The sequence below is a fragment of the Cupriavidus alkaliphilus genome (assembly GCF_900094595.1).
GTDB classification, from domain to species: Bacteria; Pseudomonadota; Gammaproteobacteria; order Burkholderiales; family Burkholderiaceae; genus Cupriavidus; species Cupriavidus alkaliphilus.
In genome coordinates this window covers 35,664-53,860 of record NZ_FMAD01000011.1, presented here as the reverse complement: position 1 = coordinate 53,860, position 18,197 = coordinate 35,664, and the positions used below count along the sequence as shown (strand labels likewise).

18 protein-coding genes are annotated in these 18,197 nt (G+C 67.9%); 6 read left to right on the top strand and 12 right to left on the bottom strand.

Going from position 1 to position 18,197, the window contains the following annotated elements; all coding sequences use genetic code 11:
* Positions 1 to 34: 34 nt before the first annotated feature.
* The 4 genes from GA0116996_RS21515 to GA0116996_RS21500 all read right to left on the bottom strand — a co-directional run bounded on the left by GA0116996_RS21515 (position 35) and on the right by GA0116996_RS21500 (position 3,827).
* A complete protein-coding gene (locus tag GA0116996_RS21515) occupies positions 35 to 919 on the bottom strand; it encodes a beta-keto acid cleavage family enzyme (RefSeq protein WP_092315656.1) in 885 nt (294 codons plus the stop codon).
* Positions 920 to 957: 38 nt separating this feature from the next.
* Positions 958 to 1,707 carry an SDR family NAD(P)-dependent oxidoreductase gene (locus GA0116996_RS21510; RefSeq protein WP_092315654.1) on the bottom strand — a complete coding sequence of 250 codons (750 nt, stop codon included), beginning with the start codon at positions 1,705 to 1,707 and terminating at the stop codon, positions 958 to 960.
* Between the two features lie 41 nt (positions 1,708 to 1,748).
* A complete protein-coding gene (locus GA0116996_RS21505; protein WP_092315652.1) occupies positions 1,749 to 2,687 on the bottom strand; it encodes a dioxygenase family protein in 939 nt (312 codons plus the stop codon).
* A gap of 204 nt (positions 2,688 to 2,891) precedes the next feature.
* Complete coding sequence (locus GA0116996_RS21500) at positions 2,892 to 3,827, bottom strand: LysR family transcriptional regulator (RefSeq protein WP_092315650.1); 936 nt, start codon at positions 3,825 to 3,827, stop codon at positions 2,892 to 2,894.
* A gap of 103 nt (positions 3,828 to 3,930) precedes the next feature.
* On the opposite strand from GA0116996_RS21500, the gene GA0116996_RS21495 reads away from it, so the two are divergent.
* From GA0116996_RS21495 to GA0116996_RS21485, 3 genes are all read left to right on the top strand, one after another.
* Entirely contained in the window at positions 3,931 to 4,869 is a 939-nt protein-coding gene (locus tag GA0116996_RS21495) for a 2-hydroxyacid dehydrogenase (protein WP_092315648.1), read from the top strand.
* Between the two features lie 143 nt (positions 4,870 to 5,012).
* A complete protein-coding gene (locus GA0116996_RS21490) occupies positions 5,013 to 5,954 on the top strand; it encodes a Bug family tripartite tricarboxylate transporter substrate binding protein (protein WP_341845117.1) in 942 nt (313 codons plus the stop codon).
* A gap of 33 nt (positions 5,955 to 5,987) precedes the next feature.
* The gene (locus GA0116996_RS21485; RefSeq protein WP_092315644.1) at positions 5,988 to 6,446 is read left to right on the top strand and encodes a nuclear transport factor 2 family protein; all 459 of its coding nucleotides are present in this window, start codon (positions 5,988 to 5,990) and stop codon (positions 6,444 to 6,446) included.
* 75 nt (positions 6,447 to 6,521) lie between these two features.
* Here the strand turns inward: GA0116996_RS21485 and GA0116996_RS21480 are convergent, their stop codons facing one another.
* The 4 genes from GA0116996_RS21480 to ribA all read right to left on the bottom strand — a co-directional run bounded on the left by GA0116996_RS21480 (position 6,522) and on the right by ribA (position 10,412).
* The gene (locus GA0116996_RS21480; RefSeq protein WP_092315642.1) at positions 6,522 to 7,883 is read right to left on the bottom strand and encodes a serine hydrolase domain-containing protein; all 1,362 of its coding nucleotides are present in this window, start codon (positions 7,881 to 7,883) and stop codon (positions 6,522 to 6,524) included.
* A gap of 43 nt (positions 7,884 to 7,926) precedes the next feature.
* Positions 7,927 to 8,403, bottom strand: a complete 477-nt coding sequence (locus GA0116996_RS21475) for a MarR family winged helix-turn-helix transcriptional regulator (protein WP_092315640.1) — start codon at positions 8,401 to 8,403, stop codon at positions 7,927 to 7,929.
* A gap of 103 nt (positions 8,404 to 8,506) precedes the next feature.
* A complete protein-coding gene (locus GA0116996_RS21470; RefSeq protein ID WP_141693756.1) occupies positions 8,507 to 8,944 on the bottom strand; it encodes a hypothetical protein in 438 nt (145 codons plus the stop codon).
* A gap of 871 nt (positions 8,945 to 9,815) precedes the next feature.
* A complete protein-coding gene (gene ribA / locus GA0116996_RS21465; RefSeq protein WP_062802974.1) occupies positions 9,816 to 10,412 on the bottom strand; it encodes a GTP cyclohydrolase II in 597 nt (198 codons plus the stop codon).
* A gap of 263 nt (positions 10,413 to 10,675) precedes the next feature.
* On the opposite strand from ribA, the gene GA0116996_RS21460 reads away from it, so the two are divergent.
* The gene (locus tag GA0116996_RS21460; RefSeq protein WP_092315955.1) at positions 10,676 to 11,206 is read left to right on the top strand and encodes a riboflavin biosynthesis protein RibA; all 531 of its coding nucleotides are present in this window, start codon (positions 10,676 to 10,678) and stop codon (positions 11,204 to 11,206) included.
* Here the strand turns inward: GA0116996_RS21460 and GA0116996_RS21455 are convergent, their stop codons facing one another.
* Positions 11,207 to 11,677: an Lrp/AsnC family transcriptional regulator gene (locus tag GA0116996_RS21455; RefSeq protein ID WP_012356231.1), complete on the bottom strand. Its 471-nt coding sequence runs from the start codon at positions 11,675 to 11,677 to the stop codon at positions 11,207 to 11,209.
* A 152-nt stretch (positions 11,678 to 11,829) separates the two neighbouring features.
* On the opposite strand from GA0116996_RS21455, the gene GA0116996_RS21450 reads away from it, so the two are divergent.
* The gene (locus GA0116996_RS21450) at positions 11,830 to 12,171 is read left to right on the top strand and encodes an AsnC family transcriptional regulator (protein WP_092315636.1); all 342 of its coding nucleotides are present in this window, start codon (positions 11,830 to 11,832) and stop codon (positions 12,169 to 12,171) included.
* A 16-nt stretch (positions 12,172 to 12,187) separates the two neighbouring features.
* On the opposite strand, the gene GA0116996_RS21445 is transcribed toward GA0116996_RS21450, so the two are convergent.
* On the bottom strand, positions 12,188 to 13,111 hold the full coding sequence (locus GA0116996_RS21445) for a LysR family transcriptional regulator (RefSeq protein WP_092315634.1): 924 nt from the start codon (positions 13,109 to 13,111) through the stop codon (positions 12,188 to 12,190).
* A 130-nt stretch (positions 13,112 to 13,241) separates the two neighbouring features.
* Here GA0116996_RS21445 and metE point away from each other — a divergent pair, with 130 nt between their 5' ends.
* Positions 13,242 to 15,632 (top strand): 5-methyltetrahydropteroyltriglutamate--homocysteine S-methyltransferase, encoded by a 2,391-nt coding sequence (gene metE / locus GA0116996_RS21440; protein ID WP_092315632.1) that lies wholly within the window; start codon positions 13,242 to 13,244, stop codon positions 15,630 to 15,632.
* A gap of 93 nt (positions 15,633 to 15,725) precedes the next feature.
* Here the strand turns inward: metE and GA0116996_RS21435 are convergent, their stop codons facing one another.
* Positions 15,726 to 17,138, bottom strand: a complete 1,413-nt coding sequence (locus GA0116996_RS21435) for a DUF1254 domain-containing protein (protein ID WP_092315630.1) — start codon at positions 17,136 to 17,138, stop codon at positions 15,726 to 15,728.
* A 238-nt stretch (positions 17,139 to 17,376) separates the two neighbouring features.
* Positions 17,377 to 18,156: a 3-oxoadipate enol-lactonase gene (gene pcaD, locus GA0116996_RS21430; RefSeq protein ID WP_092315628.1), complete on the bottom strand. Its 780-nt coding sequence runs from the start codon at positions 18,154 to 18,156 to the stop codon at positions 17,377 to 17,379.
* Positions 18,157 to 18,197 lie beyond the last annotated feature (41 nt).

Here is an 18,197-nt window from a genome sequence, read left to right as displayed (position 1 = left end):
TACGGTTTGATTGAAATCTGTTGCGGCAGTTGCTTCAGGCCTCGCGCAGGCCCAGGGTGCGGCGCGCCTCCGCCGGCGAGGCCAGCTCGCCGCCAAGCGAGCGGACGATACCGCGCGCCTTGGCGACCAGCGCGGCGTTGTCGGGCGCGAGCACGCCCTTCTCCAGGTAGATGTTGTCTTCCAGTCCGACACGCACATGGCCGCCGGCAAGCCACGCCTGCGCGACGATAGGAAACTCCGCGCGGCCGATGCCAAAGGCGGACCAGTGCGCGCCCGCGGGCAGCATGTTGCGGGCGTAGAAGATCGTCTCCGGCGTGGGCGCAAAGCCATACTTGACACCCAGCACGAAGGTCCAGAGCCCGGGGCCGTCCAGCACCCCTTCGCGGATGAAATCGACGGCCATGTTGAGGTCCCCCGAATCGAAGATCTCCAGCTCCGGCATCACGCCCGCGGCACGGATGATGCCCGCCATCTTGCGCACGTTGGCCGGCGTATTGATAACCACGTCGGCACCGGAATTCATGGTGTTCAGATCGAGCGAGCATACGTCCGGCCGCAGCGCGGCAATGTGCTCGACCCGCTTCGACGGGTGCAGCAGCGTCGTCCCGGGCGCGGCCACGCGCGGCTCGTGCTCGCTCGGCACAAAGCGCCCGCCAGGCCCGGTGGTGAGGTTGATGATCAGCGAGCGGTTGCGCTTGCGAATCCGGTCCATGACGTCGGCGTAATAGTCGAGCGACATCGACGGGCGCCCGGTTTCCGGGTCGCGCACATGGATATGGGCGGCGGCGGCGCCGGCTTCGGCAGCCTCCAGTGCGGCATCGGCGATCTGTGCCGGGGTGACGGGCAGGCCCGGGTGCTGCTCGGGGGTGACGATGTTGCCGGTCACCGCGCAGGTGATGATGGTCTTGCGTGCATGCATGTCGTTGTCAGGAGTTGTGTGATTGGTGTGGCTACGGCCTAGCCCAGCTGGCGGCCGCCATCGACGACGATGGTGGTACCGGTGGCGAAGCGCAGCGAAGTGGCACAGGCGGCGATGGCATCGGCCACGTCTTGCGCCTGGCCGATGCGGCGCAGCGGCGTGGCCCTGGCAGCGCGCTCGTTGAAGCTGTCATCGCGCCCCGGCACGAATCCTGTGTCGACCACGCCCGGGGAGACATTGAGCACGCGGATGTCGGGCGCCAGCGCGCGTCCCAGCGACATCGCCATGACGTCCAGGCCGGCCTTGGCCGCGCAATAGGCCACGTTGCTGCCCTGCCCGGTGCGGCCCGCGATGGAGCCGACATTGACCACCAGCCCGTCGCCGTTGGCACGCAGCAGCGGCGCGAATGCGCGGATCGCGGCGAACGGGCCGCGCCAGTTGATAGCGAACAGCGCGTCGATCAGGGCGTCGTCCAGTGCGTCGAGGTCGGCATGCGGAATGGCTCGCGTAAAGCCGGCGCTGTTCACCAGGATATCTACCCGCCCGTAGTGGTGGCTGGCCGCGTCGGCCAGCTGGCGCAGCGATGCGCTGTCACCGATCTCAGTCACCGCGGCGAGGTGGTTGCCGGCCGGCAGCGCGGCCGCGGCGCTGGCCGTCTTGTCGGCATCGCGGCCCGCCAGCACGATGCTGGCGCCCAGGCGCGCCAGCGCCTCGCCGGCCGCAAGGCCAATGCCACCGCTGCCGCCGAGGATCACGGCTACCTTGCCGGAAAGAGAAGATGCGCTCATGGTTTGGATATGGGTAGTCAGGGATGATGCGGAAGCCGCGCTCAGTCGATGGGCGGCTTGGGAAAGGTCTGCTCGCCCGGCTCGAGCGTGAAATCGAACGCGAGCGTAAAGAATGGAGCCGGCACGTTGCCCCAGGGGCTGTACCCGTGATCGTGACGCTGCAGTTGGCCGACCAGCTGCCGGTGCACGCCAAAGGTGACATCGGATTCCAGCTGGGCCGGTTCGTCGGCGAATACCTGCGTCACCAGCGTGCGGTAGCCCGGCGCCGCGACGATGAAATGGATATGCGCCGGCCGGTACGGATGGCGCCGCTGCGCGGCGAGCAAGGTGCCTACCGGGCCGTCGGTCGGCACCGGATAGCCCGCCGGGCGCACGGAGCGGAAATGGTAGTGACCGCCTTCGTCGGCATGGAAGCAGCCGCGCAGATTGCGGTCTGGCTGGTTCGGATCCTGGTTGTCGTAGAGCCCCACCGGCGAAGCCTGCCAGACCTCGACCAGCGCCCCCGGCAGCGGCGTGCCATCGGTGGCACGCACGGTGCCGCTGACGAACAGCGGCAGGCCGGGCGGGTTGTCCTGCACCACGCAGTCGCCGCACGCATAGCGCGGCGCGTTGGCGCGATAGAACGGACCCAGCAGCGCGCCCGGCGTGCGTCCGTGCCGTGTGCCGTTGTTCATCACGGTCACCAGGGTCGACAGCCCGAGCACGTCCGCGGCCAGCACGACTTCGTTGTGCGTGGCATGCGTGGCTTGACCCAGGCGGGCGACGAACTCGAGCGCGAACTCGTATTCCGCATCGGTCAGTCGCGCCTCCCGCAGGAAGGCATGCAGGTGCCGCACCAGCGCCCCCATGACAAAGCGCAAGCGCGGATCGGACGTATCCGCCATCGCGCCCTCGACGATGCGCGTGACCGACTGCTCGTCGTCGACCAGTGCAAGCGGACCGTCCGAGGATCGCTGCCCGTGTTCTACGTAGGTTTCCATTCGCCCTCCCTTGCAAACGTTTGCAGTGCTTTGCATTATCGTCGCCGGGGAAATCCGGTCAAGGCGGATTTCCCTGCGCAGTACGGGCCGGATGGCACGACGGCCGCGGTTAGCTCAATAGATTCAAGGCACTACGGCGCGGAGCTAGGAGATACCCGTAGGCATACCAAAGTGCGGAGATAGCAACCGGTTTGCGACCCGCTGTTAGCCGTCTTGCCGAACCGAAGCAGCAACAGGCTGTTCCGCCCGCCGTGCCAGGTACGCGGCGGCAAAGTCCGCGAAAACGCGACACGCCGGGTTGTGCGTCGCTTCGCGCCAGATCAGATGCAATTCGGCGCGCACGTCGTCGCGCCAGATCGGCCGGAACAGCACGTGCGGAAAATGAAGATGGCGCGCCGACGCTGGCACCAGCGCCACGCCAAGGCCCGCGCGGACCAGGGCGATCACGCTGTGGGTCTGGCTCATCTGCTGAACGACCCGCGGCGGCCTGGCCGTGCCCGCCAGCACCGAACCGATGAGGTCGTGAAAATACTTGCCCTCGGTAGCGGAGTACTGGATGAACGGCAGGCCCGCCAGGTCCTTGCTGCCGATTTGCTTGCGCTGCGCCAGCGCGTGCCCCGCCGGCATTGCCAGGTGCAACGGCTCGCTGACTGCCAGGCGCCATTGCAGTTCGGGGTCCATGTCAGCGATGGGCCGCATAAAGCCGAGGTCGATGGTGCCCGCTTGCAGCGCACTGACCTGCGCGACCGTGACCATTTCATGCAGGGTTGCCTCGATCTCCGGTAGCGCCTCGCCGGCCTCTGCGATGAGGTTCGGCACGAGATCGTAGCCCGCTACCGCGGTAAAACCGATCCGCACCTTGCCGCTCACGCCTTTGTCGATCCGGCGCGCCGTGTCGACCGCGTGTCCCGCCAGCGCCAGCAGGCGCCGGGCGTCGTCGAGCAGCGCGGCGCCGGCGGCGGTAAGCCGCACCGCGCGGCTATTGCGCTCGAACAGCCGCACGCCGAGGGTCTCCTCAAGCAGCCGGATCTGCCGGCTCAGCGGCGATTGGGTCATGAACAGCCTGGCGGCTGCACGGCCGAAATGCAGCTCTTCGCCCACGGCGATGAAGCAGCGCAACTGGTTAAGGTCGGGAACCATGGATCATGCCAATTATTGGATTGATCATTGCAAATTATAGCTTAGACATGCATTGATCGCGTTTCTATACTCGGCCCATTCCAACCCGACTTCATGCCCGCCAGTGAAACGCGCCATTCTGCTGACACAGCCCGTCGTGCCCAGCCTGGAAACCAGGCTGCAGGCCGACTACGAGATTCACCGCCTGTATGGCGCCACCACGCCCGACGCACTGCTCGACGAGATCGGCCCGCGCATCGAGGCGGTCGTCACCGGCGGCTCGCTCGGCCTCAAGGAAGCCCAGATGCGGCGCTTGCCGGCCCTGAAGATCGTGGCGGTCGCGGGCGTCGGCACCGACGCGGTGGACCTGCCCTATGCACGCGAGCGCGGCATCCACGTGACCACCACGCCCAACGTGCTGACCGCTGACGTCGCCGACCAGGCGCTCTGCCTGCTGATCGCCGTGTACCGCCGCCTGACGCAGGCCGAGCGCTACGTGCGTGCCGGCCAGTGGGGCAAGGCCCCGCTGCCGCTGGCCCATCGCTTCAGCGGCAAACGCGTCGGCATCGTCGGCCTCGGCCGCGTGGGCCGGGCCATTGCCGTGCGCGCGGCGGCCTTCGACTGCGCGGTGTCGTACACCGACCTGCGCGCCTTCTCCGACGTGCCTTACACCTTTATGCCGGACATCGCCACGCTGGCTGCCAACTGCGACGCCCTGGTCCTGGCCGCGTCCGCCGATGGCGCGAAGCCGGTGGTCGATGCCGCCGTGCTGGACGCGCTCGGGAAGCACGGCGTACTGGTCAACGTGGCGCGCGGCAGGCTGGTGGACGAGCCGGAACTGGTGCGTGCGCTGGCATCCGGTCGCATCGCCGGCGCCGGACTGGATGTCTTCGCCGATGAACCCGCCGTGCCCGCCGCCCTCCTCCAGATGGACAACGTGGTCGTCCAGCCCCATCGCGCCAGCGCCACCTGGGAAACCCGCGACGCGATGGGCGAGATCGTGCTGGCCAATCTCCGCGCCAGCCTGGCCGGCCAGCGCCCGCCTGACACCGTGCTGGCCTAGGCCCCGCCCGTGCGCGCCGACGACCGTCGCTTCATGCAACAGGCGCCAGCCAAGAGCGCCATGAAAATTTCCCGGAGACACTCATGCCATACCGCGTTCCATTCGCCCGCTCCCTTTCAATGCTTGCGCCAGGCTTGCTGGCAGTGACAGCTGTCGTTGCCGTCGCGCCGCAGGCACACGCGGGCACTTATCCCGAGCGGCCGGTCACTATCGTCGTGCCTTTCCCGCCGGGCGGCGGCACCGACACCGGCGCACGGCTGATCGCACAGCGCCTGGGCGAACTGTGGGGCCACGCCGTCATCATCGAGAACAAGCCAGGCGCTGCCGGGCAGATCGGCAGCGCTTACGTGGCGCGGGCGAAGCCGGATGGCTACACCCTGCTGATGGGCAACATCGGTACGCATTCGATCAACCCTTCGCTGTACAAGACGGTGCCCTACAACGCCGTCAAGGACTTCGCGCCGGTGTCGCTGGTGGCAGAACTGCCACTGGTGATGGTGACCGCCAGCGGCAACGCCGCCAACACTGTGCCGCTGGCCATCGCCGCGGGCAAGCGCGAACCGGGCAAGGTCACCTACGGCAGCTCCGGCAGCGGCAGCTCGATGCACCTTGCCGGCGCCATCTTTGCCCGCCAGGCCGGCGTCGACATGCTGCACGTTGCCTACAAGGGAGGCGGCCCGGCGGTGGCGGACGTGATGGCGGGGCACGTGAACTACGCCTTTGCGACGCTCTACGAAACCATGGGCCTGATCAAAGGCGGCAAGCTCAAGCCCGTGGCCGTGACCAGCGGCAAGCGCGCACCGCTCATGCCCGAGGTGCCGACCGTGGCCGAAGCCGGGCTGCCGGGCTACGAGTCGATCTCGTGGATAGGCATGCTGGCCCCCGCCGGCACGCCGCCTGCCATCGTCAGCAAGATTGCGCAGGACGTGCGCACCGCCTTGGCCGATCCGAAGGTGAAGCAGACGCTTGCCGATCAGGGTGCCGTGCCATCCGGCAGCACGCCAGAGGCGTTTGCGTCGGTGATGGCACGGGATACCACACGGTATGCCAAGGTCATCCGCGAGCAGAGCATCAAGGCGGAATGATCGACACAGGCAAAAACGAAGCAAGGAGACACCATGACCGCACTGCTTTCCCGGACCCTGCGTACGCTGCTGCCTGCCCTCGTCGTGGCGACATCGCCCGCGCTGCACGCACAGACATTGGACGCCCCCCAGCAACTCGCCGCGGCCAACGAAAGGCTTCGCGCCGCCATGCTCGCACCCGACGCGGTACAGCTCGACGCCTTGCTGCATGAGCAGCTGAGTTACGGCCACTCGTCGGCCAGGGTCGATACCAAGGGCAGCCTCGTGAAGGCGCTCCTCACCGGCACCTCGAAATTCACACGGCTTGACTTCACCGACCAGAAGATCGACGTGGCCGGTCAGGTCGCAACCATCCGATATACGTTCGACGCCGATACCCATCCCGCCGGCAAGCCCCCCACCGCCGTGCATCTGCAGGTTTTGTCGGTGTGGCTGCATCAGCCGTCGGGCTGGCAGCTGTTTGCCAGGCAGGCGGTTACGCAGCCGAGGTGAACGACCGGAACCAGTAACGCAAGGCGGAGCCAGAACGGACCGTGCGCGTCCGTTGCCCCGCCTCGCGCTGGCGCGCTAGCGCGCCAGCGCTTCCGCTACCGCGCGGAAGGCCCGGAACGTGATCGCGTTGTTGGCCCCATTGCCGGCCACCGGATGCGAGGCGTACCGCACGATGGTCAGCTCGGCTTGCGGGTCGATGTAGATGCGCTGGCCATGGATGCCGGCGGCCTGGAACATGCCGTGGCTGTCGTGCGAGACCCACCACATGTCGCGGTAGCTCCAGCCCGGCAACGCCGCCGCGCTGCCGGACCTGGCAAACAGTTCGCGGCTGCCGCCGCGGCGGATATCGGCCACCACCGACGCCGGGATGATCTGCTTGCCATTGAAGCGCCCGTTGCCGCGGATGGTCTCGCCAAAGCGCGCAAGGTCGCGCAGGGTAGTGTTCAGCCCGCCGCCCCCGGATTCGGTGCCGATGCTGTCGACGGTGAAATACGCGTCCTGCTCGGCACCCATCGGCTGCCAGATCCGCTCGGACAGCAGCTTCGCCAGCGGCTGCCCCGAGGCACGGCGCACGATCCACGCCAGCACCTCGGCATTGACCGTCTTGTAGGCAAACGCGGCATCGTGGGTGCCGTCCTTCTGCAGCGTCTTCAGGAAGTCATAGAAGGTGCCGGGGCCGTTGTAATTCGCCGGCCGGGCCAGCATGCCGCCGGCGCGCGCGTAGTCCCAGACCTCGGCCTTGGGATCGGCATAGTCTTCGGAGTAGCGCACGCCGATGGTCATGTCCATGACCTGCCGCACCGTGGCATCGCCGTAAGCGGTACCAGCCATCTCCGGCAGGTAGCGCGTCACCGGCGCGGCCGGGTCAAGCTTGCCTTCTGCGGCCAGCATGGCGGCCAGCGTGCCGACGAACGACTTGGTCACCGACATCGCGATATGCGGCGTATGGCTGTCGAGCGCGCCGAAATAGCGTTCGTAGATGACCGTGCCCTTGTGCATCACCAGGATGCCGTCGGTATAGGTCAGCGCCAGCATCTCGTCGAAGGTGCGGCGCGTACCGTCGGCATCGGTGAACGGAATCGCGCCGATGGCCTGTTCCGCGCGCGGCAGCGTGCTGGCCGGGCCGGGACCGCGCCATACCGAGGCGGTCGGCACCAGTTCGCGCACGTGCGAAAACAGCCACCGATTGCGCGGAAACTTGTTGCCCCCGGGTACGTGGGTGATCAGCTTGTCCGGAGGCGGGGGAAAGCCTTGCATCCAGCCCACGACGTTCGGGTCGGTGGCCAGCGCCGCGGCCACCGTCGTCGCCGGTGCGGCGGGCGCGGAAGCGGCGCGGGCGGCGGGCTGGCTCCACGCCGGCAGGCTCGCCGCGACCAGGGCCACGCCAGCCAGGCGGCGCCATGGCCGCGGGGATTTCCGATGGGGCTTCAACGACATGCTGTCTCCTTCATGATTTTTGTCAGGGATCGCCGCCCTCGCCTCAGTCCGTCGCTGCCTCCGCGCCCTGCTGATGTGCGATCAGGGCTTGGGTGAGCTTGTCGATGCAGCGATCCAGCGTTTTCACCTCGGCCTCGGTCAGCACCGACAGGAACATCTTCTCCAGCATGTCGCCGCGCTGGTAGGTCTGCGCCACCAGCGCTTCGCCGGCCGGGGTCAGGTAGAGGTTCAGCTGCCGGGCATCGGCTTCGCCCACTTCACGACGCAGCAGGCCGCGCTTTGCCAGCGCGGTGACCAGCTTCGATGTCACCGTTTTTTCCAGCAGCACCAGTTCCATCAAGCGCGTCAGCGTCAACCCCGGCTCCAGCCCGGCGAAACGCAGCACACGCAGTTCGCGCAGGCCGATGCCGAATTCACGCTCGTAGAAGCCGGAGGCCGAATTCTTCGTCATTTCGCAGAGCCGGTTCAGGCGGAACGACATGAACTCGAGGATCGAGTGGGTGCGGGTGGCGTTGGACATAGGGGCTGTAGGTGGAGCGGCAAATGGATTCTATGGGCAATAGTTTCCATTGGCAACTATATGGGCCGATCACTTTGGGGCAGGCAGCGCGCCGCGCATCCGATCAAGCCGAGGAGCCGGATGCTTGCTGCGTGCCGGCATGCGGCGGGGCCAGCGCATGACGCGGCACCGGCACCGTACGCCGATACCAGTCTTCCACCCAGCCGTCGACCAGGCTGAAATCGCGGACCTGCTCCGGGCGGCGCAGCAGCACGCCCAGCACACGCAATTGCAGGAAGTCCGGTGACGGCCTGGTCCGCCATGCCGCCGGCCCATAGAGCGTGAGTTCGACCTGGAAGAAGCCGTCTCCGGGACAGGTCACCGTCATCACGCGAGACATTTCCTCGCCGACCCCGCTCCATCCGGTATGCACGCTGAGCAGCGTCGGCGAGCGCACGAACTGGGTCAGCTCAAGCTCGCCGTCCGTAAACGAGATGCCGTTGCCGTCCTCCATCGGCACGCCGAACGTCGCAGGGCGCCAGGCGTATTCGATGGCCAGCACATCGCCCTGGCACAACTGCAGGTAATAGCGGAAGACGTGGCGCCGCTCGGCCTCCCAGTCCGTGTGCGTCGCAGCGCCAGCTGGCGCCGCTCTCCTGCTGTGGCGCGTTGCATTGCGCCAGGCGGTCGGGCGAGTCCGTCTCCAGCCACGCCTCGATCTGGCCGTGCTCGGTCCCGGACGGGTCGCCCTGGCCCACGCCGATCTCGTAGACGCCGTCATGCAGTATGGGGATGCACGCGAAGCGCGCGGCACTCACCCTGACCTCCCGGCGCGGCAGGCCGCCATCGCGCCAGCGTCCTGAGACGTCGCAGTACCAGGATTGCCCGGCCGGCGTCGCGGCCGCGGGAGCGTAGCGCAGCAGCAGGCGGTCGCCGGCACGCAGGAAGTACTCGCGGGTGGCGCAGATGTCCGTACGCGGCCAGCGTTCGTTGAACGAAATGCCGAAGACGTCGAGTGGCAGGTGCCAGCCGTTGCCATGGGGGCCGGGTGTGGCGTTGCGACTGCCGTCCCGGACGGCGCTGAACCCTGTACCACGCCAGGCGCGGAGGGCTGCACGGCGACGCGGCGAGCCGTGTCGCAAGACCCCGGGGAATCCGCCGAGACCGGAAGCCGCTTACCCTCGGCGTCGCCGAGCCACCGGCCCGCCAGAACGACCAGCAGCACCTCGCCAGCCCAGATCAGGACCGCCAGCACAGCCACCTACCAGCCCGACACAACCTGGCTGGCAACCAGCACGGCAATCGCGGCGAGTATCCAGAACATGGGGTCGGCGAAGAAAAAAGACGCGGGAGCCTGGGCGAGCTGCCAGATCAGGCTGGCTCAACTGGCGTGGCCTGCCCCTCGGCCACCGGGCAGCCACCCGCGGCGGCGCTTAGTCCAGCAGATGCCCCATCCGCGTGCGCTTGGTCGCCAGGTATTTCTCGTTTTCGGCGTTGGACGGCACGATGTGGCGCAGTTGCTCCGAGACGGTAATGCCCGCCTTTTCCAGCGCGGCGGCCTTCAGCGGGTTGTTGCTCATCAGGCGCACCGACTTGACGCCCCACTGGTGCAGCAGGTCCGCGGCAAAGGCATAGTTGCGGGCGTCGATGGCCTGGCCCAGCGCCAGGTTGGCGTCGACCGTGTCGAGGCCGCCGTCTTGCAAACGGTAGGCCCGGATCTTTTCGGCCAGGCCGATGCCGCGCCCTTCGTGGCCGCGCAGGTACAGCAGGATGCCGCGGCCCTCGGCGGCAATCTTTTCCATGGCGAGTTCGAGCTGAGGCCCGCAATCGCAGCGGCATGAGCCGAACACGTCACCGGTCAGGCATTCGGAATGCATGCGGATCAGCACGTTGTCGCCCGCCACATCGCCGACGCTGAGGGCCAGGTGCTCGATGCCTGAGTCGGCGCCCTTGAAGGCGTGCGCCGTGAAGTCGCCGAATCGCGTCGGCAGGCGGGCCGAGTCGATCAGCTCAATTTCTGTGTCATTCATACCGGAATTCTTGGTCAAAAGGCGGGGGCGCAGCCCGGCACCGCCGACATTATGAGCGGAATCGGTCGTTCGCGCTGGAATTCCCCCGCCAGGGCTGGCTTCGGGGGTGGTCGGCCAATTCCTACAAGCGCAAGCGCCGTCGACTTATGCAGCCGCTTCAAACGGGTCCCTAGACTCGGTATACAGGACACTGGCCGTCCCCGGCGGGCGCGGAAACAATGCGCAGCACCCGCCTCGCGGCACGGCCGCAGCAGGAGTTCGCCATGACAGCCAATCCATTGAGTGCCGAGGCCGCAGGCACCAAGCTCGCAGCATTGTTCGACACCAAGCTCGCCGCCAGCAGCGCCGCCGAGCGCGTTTGCTACGAGGCGCACCTGAAGCGGGGGCAGGTACGGCTGGTGCACCCGTACGAGGCCCATTTCGGCCGCAAGCTCGAGCCCGAAAGCGACGGCATCGTCCACACCGCGGTGCGCTCGCACCTGAGCATGGCAGCGTTGGGCGCCATTATCGGCCTCGCCGTGGTCGGCATCCTGCACCGGCAGGAAGTCGACGCGGTGATGCAGAGCCCGGGCCTGGCGGCCGGTGCGGCAATCTTCCTGGGGGTGATGTTCGGCATGCTGCTGGCCGGCCTGATGACCGCGCGGCCGGACCACCAGCTGGTGATCACGCCGGTGCGCGAGGCGGTGCAGCATGGCCGCTGGGCGGTGCTGGTGCACCCCACCACGCCGCAGCAATGCAACGAGGCCCTGCGCGCCCTGCGCAATACCACCAGCGAAGTGCTCAGGACCGCCTGATCACGGCTCGACCGAGGTCTCGCGCTTGAGCGTGCGCAGCACGAAGGTCGAGCGGCTGTGGCGCAGGCCGGGCAGCTTGTAGAGCTTGTGCCGCAGGAATTCCTCATAGCCCTGCGTGCCGGCCACCGCCACCTTGATCAGGTAGTCGTATTCGCCGGTCAGCAGGTAGGCCTCCATCACCTCGGGCAGTTCCGCCAGGGCCTTGCCGAAGCGGTACAGCATGTCGTCGTCGTGCCGCTCCAGCGTGACCTCGATCAGCACGGTGTCGGGCAGGCCCAGTGCCTTCTGGTTGAGCAGCGCGGCGTAGCCTTCGATCACCCCGCTTTCTTCCAGCGCGCGCACGCGGTTCCAGCATGGCGTGGCCGACAGCCCCACCTGCTCCGCCAGTCGCGCATTGGACAGGCGGCCATCGCGCCGCAGTTCGCGCAGGATGCGGCGGTCGGTGTCGTCGAGTTTGGGTGACTGTGCCATCAAACACCATAGGAAAAGAATAATCTTCTTTTCATTCTATCAAATCAAGTCAGTCATCCTGATATTTCCACGAAAATGGAGAAAATCAGGAAACCAATTCTGCGGCACCGCTGGTAAATTTACCTGCATAGATCGACTGCCGGAAACGACACATGCCAGCCTCCCGCCCGCTCCCCACCCTGCGCTTGTCGCTGCGACTTGCCCCGTCCGACCTGTTCAGCACCATGGAATGGGTGCTGGCCAATGCACGCCGTACCGGGCTGGCGCCGCAGCAGCTGGGCTTCGACGCCGCCCCGCAGGCCGTGCTGCATGCCACCCTGACGGCAGATGACGCCGGCCTGCTGTGGCTGTTCCTGCGCCGCCTCGATAACGGCTTCGACGTGGAACTGCTGGTGGCCGACGTGGAGGATCCGGACGATGACACCGTGGCGGAGCCGGCGCCGCGCGCCGCCATGCGCCGCGACCGGGCCGCCGAGCTGATGCTGACGGCCTGAACCGATCCGGGCGCCGCTACGCGGCCGGCGCCAGCAGCTCGATGCCGTCGAGCTGCGCTGCGCAGGTATCGCGCACGATGGCGACAAAATCCGCCACGTAGGGCCGCCGCGCCATCGCCGACGGCACGGTCGCGTAGAGTTCGCTCCACAGTCCTTTGGCGCCGATGCGCTTGGCCAATACGTAGTCGTGGTCGACGTAGTTCTTGACGCCCCAGTTGGGCAGCGCCGCCACGCCGCGGCGGCTGGCCACCAGCTGCAGCACGGCCACCGTCAGTTCGGCGGTGCGCCGCTCCAGGTGGATGCCGGCGGGTTCGAGCACCTCGCGGATCAGGTCGATGCGTGACTCGGGCACCGGATAGGTAATCAGCGTTTCGCCGGCAAGGTCGGCGGCTTCGATGCGGCGCTTGTTGCGCAGCCGGTGTTCGTTGGCAATGACCGCGAGGATCTCGAAGCGGAACAGCGGCGCCACCTCCAGCCCGCGCCGCGCCGCCGGCTGCGACCCGATCACCATGTCGGCGCGGCCGTTGCGCAGCAGCGCGATCGGATCGGCATGGAAGCCCGCGACCAGGTCCACCTCCACTTCGGGCCAGCGCCGGCGGAACTCGTCCATCACCGGCATCAGCCAGTCAAAGCACGTATGGCATTCCAGCACCACGCGCAACTCGCCGCGGGTGTCGCCCTTGAGCCGTTCGATATCGCGGTCGGCCGCGCTGACCGCGGCCAGCACCTCGCGCGCCAGCGCCAGCAGGCGCTCGCCCGCCGGCGTAAAGCGCAGGCCCTGGCGGGTGCGGTCGAACAGCGGCAAACCGTAGTGCGATTCGATCGCCTTGATCTGGTGCGACAGCGCTGACTGGCTGACATGCACCCGCTCGGCCGCGGTGGCCAGCTTGCCGGACTCGGCAATGGCCACCAGCGAACGCAAATGGCGGACTTCGATCATGCCTGCCCCCCGCGTCGCCATCTTTCCGTCTTGATATGAAATGGATTCATATAATGTTTAAAACTTGTCGCTTGATTCATTTTATGGGCAAACCGACACTGTGCGCCAGACCTCTACCGGAGCAACATCGATGGCACGCACCCATATCCTCGGCTTTCCCCGCATCGGCGAGCGCCGTGAACTGAAATTCGCGCAGGAAGCGTTCTGGCGCGGCGAACGCACCGAGGCCGAACTGCGCACGGTGGCCGCCGGACTGCGCCGCCGCCACTGGCAGCTGCAGGCCGAGCGCGGCCTGGACACCGTCGCCACCGGCGACTTTGCCTACTACGACCAGATGCTGAGCCTGACCGCGTTGCTGGGCGCGCTGCCGCGCCGCTTTGGCTTCGACCCGGCGCAACTGACGCTGGCGCAGTATTTCGAACTGGCCCGCGGCAACCGCGAGCAGCCGGCGATGGAAATGACCAAGTGGTTCGACACCAACTACCACTACCTGGTCCCGGAACTGGACGCCGACACCACCTTCGACGGCGGCCCGCAATGGTTTTTCGAGGAGACAGATGAAGCGCTGGCGCTGGGGCTGCGTGCCCGTCCCGCGCTGATCGGCCCCGTCACCTACCTGTGGCTGTCGAAGAGCCATGTGCCGGGCTTCGACCGGCTGTCGCTGCTGCCGCGGCTGCTGCAGGCATATCGCCGCATCCTGGGCCAGCTCAAGGCCCGCGGCATCGAATGGGTGCAGATCGACGAGCCGGCACTGTGCCTCGACCTGGAACCGGCCTGGCTCGATGCCTTCGACACCGCCTATGCCGCGCTGCAGGAGGGTGGCCCGACGGCGCGTCCGAAGCTGCTGCTGGCGACATACTTCGACACCGCCGCCGACCATGCGCAGCGCGCTTGCGCGCTGCCGGTCGACGGCTTCCATATCGACCTGGTGCGCGCCCCGGCGCAACTGGCGGCATGGCAGGCCGTGCTGCCCGAGCATGCGGTGCTGTCGCTCGGCGTGATCGACGGCCGCAATATCTGGCGCACCGACCTGCGCCGCGTGCTGGACCTGCTGCGCCCGCTGCACGGCGCGCTGGGCGAGCGCCTGTGGCTGGCGCCGTCGTGCTCGCTGCTGCATGTGCCGGTGTCGCTGGCGCAGGAAGCGCGGCTCGATGCCGAGCTGAAGTCCTGGCTCGCCTTCGCCACCGAAAAGCTGGACGAACTGGCGGTGCTGGCGCGCGCGCTGAACCAGGGCGACGGGACCGTCGCCGATGTCCTGGCGGCTTCGGACGCCGCGCAGGCGTCGCGCCGGGCCTCGCGGCGTGTGGTCAATCCGCGCGTGCAGCAGCGCCTGGCTGGCGTGGATGACGCGATGGCGCATCGCACCAGCCCCTTCGCCGAGCGCATCGAGCGCCAGCGCGCGGCGCTTGCGCTGCCGCTGCTGCCGACCACGACCATCGGTTCGTTCCCGCAGACCGCCGCGATCCGCCAGACCCGCGCCGCATTCAGGCGCGGCGAGATCGGCGCGCTGGAATACCTCGAGCGCATCCGCGCCGAGATCGCGCTGGCGGTGCGCAAGCAGGAAGCGCTGGGGCTCGACGTGCTGGTGCATGGCGAGGCCGAGCGCAACGACATGGTCGAATACTTCGGCGAGCAGTTGTGCGGCTATGGCTTTACCGAGAACGGCTGGGTGCAGAGCTACGGCTCGCGCTGCGTCAAGCCGCCGGTGATCTACGGCGACGTGTACCGTCCGGAACCGATGACGGTCGACACCGCCCGCTACGCCCAGTCACTGACCGAGCGGCCGATGAAGGGCATGCTGACCGGCCCCATCACCATGCTGCAGTGGTCCTTCGTGCGCGACGACCAGCCGCGCGCCACTACCGCGCGCCAGCTCGCGCTGGCGATTCGCGACGAGGTCTGCGACCTCGAGCAGGCCGGCATCCGCGTGATCCAGATTGACGAACCGGCGCTGCGCGAAGGGCTGCCGCTGCGCCGCGCCGACTGGGACGCCTACCTGGACTGGGCGGTGACCGCGTTCCGCCTTTCGGCCAGCGGGGTGCGGGACCAGACCCAGATCCATACGCATATGTGCTATGCCGAATTCAACGACATCCTGCCCGCGATCGCGGCGATGGATGCCGACGTGATCACCATCGAGACCTCGCGCTCGGCGATGGAACTGCTGGAAGGCTTCGGCGACTTTGACTATCCCAACGAGATCGGCCCGGGCGTCTATGACATTCACTCGCCGCGCGTGCCGTCGGTGCAGGCGATGGAGCGGCTGCTGGACCGCGCCTGCCAGGTGGTGCCGCCGCAGCGGCTGTGGGTCAACCCGGACTGCGGGCTGAAGACGCGCGGCTGGGAGGAGACCGAAGCGGCGCTGGCCAACATGGTCAGCGCGGCCCGCGCGCTGCGCCAGCGCCTGTCGGCCCCGGAAATCGCGGCGTGGAAGCGCGTCGAGCGCGCTGCCGCGGCCGGCACCGCCCCCGCGCCGCACGCGGCCGGCGCCTGCACCGCGTGCGCCACGCACGCGCACTGACAAACCGGCCTCAGGCAAAACGCCGCGGCGTAAACAAAGCAGGCCGCATGCCCGTCGGGCATGCGGCCTGTTTGCCTGCCGGCGTCCGGCGGATCAGTTCACGCGCATCACCGGCGGCGGCATCCAGCTGCCGTCCAGCAGCGCCTGTTCCGGCCAGTACGCGCGCAGCATCATGTTCAGGCCATCGGGCGGCGCCGGCAGCCAGTTGGCAGCCTTGGCGCCGGCCGGGCGCTCGTGCTGGATGTAGATGTCGAGCGAGCCGTCGCGGTTGTAGCGCAGGCGGTCGCGGCTGCCGATGGCGTAGCGCCGGATCGGGTTCGGGACAAAGGCCTGGCGCTCGTTGTACAGCGTCAGCGACCAGAACGCGCGCGCCGGCGGCAGCTGGTCCTTGTCGAAGTGCAGCACGTAGCGTGCCCCGCCCTGCAGCGGCTTGCCGTTGGCATCGGTGCGGGTGGAGGCGTAGATCGCATCCTCCGGCAGGTTGGCGCCCAGGCCCACCCATGCCGTGACCGCGCGGCGGCCATAGCTGGTGCCGTAGGTGCCCAGGTCGCGATGCATGACCCAGCCATTGCCGGCATCGGCGTTGCCCTTGCGCGCCGCCTGCTCGATCGACGCCAGCGCGGCCGTGGCCCCTTCCTGCACGGCCCGCGCGGTGGACGGCTCCATCACCGTGGTCTTGAACGGAACGCCCGGGCGGATGCCCATGCGGCGCATTTTCTCGACCATGGCGCTGTCGGCCGGTGCCGGCGGATTGGCCGGCAGCAGCGCGGCAAACCGCGTGAAGAACGCCTGCGCGTCCATGGCCGCGACCTGCTCGACCGGGGCGCTGTTGGGATCCAGCGCGGGCCGCGCCGCGACCTTGTCCGGCACGCGTCGGCCGCCACCCCAGGCCGACAGCGGCGTCAGCCGGTACTGGTCCTGCAGCCGGTGCACCACCGGCAGGTCCTGCTTGCCGTTGGCCTGCGTGCGGCCGATCAGCCAGACCATCGACGTGGGCGAGCGGATTTCCTGCACGCCCTTGGGCAGCGTGCCGCGCCAGTCCGGACCGGTGATGGCGAAATTGCCGCGGCGGGTGCCGGTGGTGCGCTTGCCCGGTGCGGCGAACACATTGGTCCAGGCGTCCATCAGCGGCATCAGGTAATAGCGCCCGCGCGTATCGGGCACGGACAGGATCACCGGCTCGCGCGACAGGTCGAGCCACGCCGACGAGTACAGCGTGTCGGCGTTGGGGCTGACCACATCGGTGAAGGTGGCGTCCGGGAAGGTGCGCTTGTGGCTGAAGGTGTTGGCGGGCGTGCGCAGCGTCATCAGCTCGCGCGTCACGTCCATCAGCACCATCGGATAGGCAAAGGTGAAGACTTCGGCGGACAAGGCCTTCATGGCCTGGTCGGAAGGCGGCTGCTCGGCGGCCGCCGGGTTGCCGGCATAGTCAGGCCCGGTGGCGCAGCCGGACAGCATGACGGCGAGCGTGACCGCGCCCGCCAATTGACGAAAGATAGGCTTCATGACCCCGATTCCCAAAGTTCTTGCGTGTTCTCCGGGCATTTCGGCTATGACTGCCGGCATGTCGTCCCGGAGGCGCATCTGTCGGTCGCATCTTGTCCGCGTGCTACGACCCTGTCAATTACTCGAATGCGGGGATCCGAGACCGGGCGCACCGACGGCAGGACACTACGGCGAAGGGGTGCATGATAAGCCACGCGGCCGGGCTACGGAAAGGCCCGGCACGGCGCGGCCCAGCGGCTCAGCGCGCCAGGAAATCGACCACGACCTTGCTGAAGGCCTGTGCCTGCTCCAGGTTGGAGATATGCGCGGCTTCCAGCTCGACGTAGTGCGCGCCGGGAATCGTCTGCGCCAGGTACACGCCATCGCGCGGCGGCGTGGGCAGGTCGCCCGAGCCGGCGATCACCAGCGTGGGCATGGCAATGCCGGCGATCCCTGCGCGCAGGTCGGCGTCGCGCACCGCCAGGCAGTTGGCGGCATAGCCGGCGGCCGGGCTGGCGCCGAGCATGGCGCGCAGCGAGGCCACCAGTTCCGGATGCGCGGCGGCGTAGGCCGGAGTCAGCCATTTGTCGACCACGGCCGCGGCGATCGACGCCACGCCGTCGCGTTCGACCGCCGCGGCGCGGTTGGTCCAGTTCTCGGGCGGGCCGATATACGCCGCGGTATTGCACAGCACCAGCTTGCGCAGCCGCGGCGCGTGGTTCAGCGCCAGCCACATGCCGGTGATGCCGCCCATCGACAGGCCGCAGAAGCTGGCCTGCCCGATGCCAAGCTGGTCGAGCAGCCCGATCACATCGCCGCCCAGCTGCGCGATGCTGTAGGGACCGGGCGGCACCGACGACTGCCCATGCCCGCGCGTGTCATAGCGCAGCACGCGGAAATGCTGGCTGAAGGCATCCACCTGCGGTGCCCACATGTCCAGGCTGGTGCCGAGCGAATTGGACAGCACCAGCACCGGCAGGTGCTCGGCGCCATCGAGGCGGTAGTGCAAACGAACGTCGGGAAGATCGGCGAAGGGCATGGTATCGGTCAGTCAGGGATCGCGGGCGGTATTGCGGATCG

Excerpts from the sequence above, each read along its gene's own strand:
- GA0116996_RS21515 (WP_092315656.1), bottom strand. The coding sequence starts at position 919 with ATGCATGCACGCAAGACCATCATCACCTGCGCGGTGACCGGCAACATC.
- GA0116996_RS21510 (WP_092315654.1), bottom strand. The coding sequence starts at position 1,707 with ATGAGCGCATCTTCTCTTTCCGGCAAGGTAGCCGTGATCCTCGGCGGC.
- GA0116996_RS21505 (WP_092315652.1), bottom strand. The coding sequence starts at position 2,687 with ATGGAAACCTACGTAGAACACGGGCAGCGATCCTCGGACGGTCCGCTT.
- GA0116996_RS21500 (WP_092315650.1), bottom strand. The coding sequence starts at position 3,827 with ATGGTTCCCGACCTTAACCAGTTGCGCTGCTTCATCGCCGTGGGCGAA.
- GA0116996_RS21485 (WP_092315644.1), top strand. The coding sequence starts at position 5,988 with ATGACCGCACTGCTTTCCCGGACCCTGCGTACGCTGCTGCCTGCCCTC.
- GA0116996_RS21480 (WP_092315642.1), bottom strand. The coding sequence starts at position 7,883 with ATGTCGTTGAAGCCCCATCGGAAATCCCCGCGGCCATGGCGCCGCCTG.
- GA0116996_RS21475 (WP_092315640.1), bottom strand. The coding sequence starts at position 8,403 with ATGTCCAACGCCACCCGCACCCACTCGATCCTCGAGTTCATGTCGTTC.
- ribA (WP_062802974.1), bottom strand. The coding sequence starts at position 10,412 with ATGAATGACACAGAAATTGAGCTGATCGACTCGGCCCGCCTGCCGACG.
- GA0116996_RS21460 (WP_092315955.1), top strand. The coding sequence starts at position 10,676 with ATGACAGCCAATCCATTGAGTGCCGAGGCCGCAGGCACCAAGCTCGCA.
- GA0116996_RS21455 (WP_012356231.1), bottom strand. The coding sequence starts at position 11,677 with ATGGCACAGTCACCCAAACTCGACGACACCGACCGCCGCATCCTGCGC.
- GA0116996_RS21450 (WP_092315636.1), top strand. The coding sequence starts at position 11,830 with ATGCCAGCCTCCCGCCCGCTCCCCACCCTGCGCTTGTCGCTGCGACTT.
- GA0116996_RS21445 (WP_092315634.1), bottom strand. The coding sequence starts at position 13,111 with ATGATCGAAGTCCGCCATTTGCGTTCGCTGGTGGCCATTGCCGAGTCC.
- metE (WP_092315632.1), top strand. The coding sequence starts at position 13,242 with ATGGCACGCACCCATATCCTCGGCTTTCCCCGCATCGGCGAGCGCCGT.
- GA0116996_RS21435 (WP_092315630.1), bottom strand. The coding sequence starts at position 17,138 with ATGAAGCCTATCTTTCGTCAATTGGCGGGCGCGGTCACGCTCGCCGTC.
- pcaD (WP_092315628.1), bottom strand. The coding sequence starts at position 18,156 with ATGCCCTTCGCCGATCTTCCCGACGTTCGTTTGCACTACCGCCTCGAT.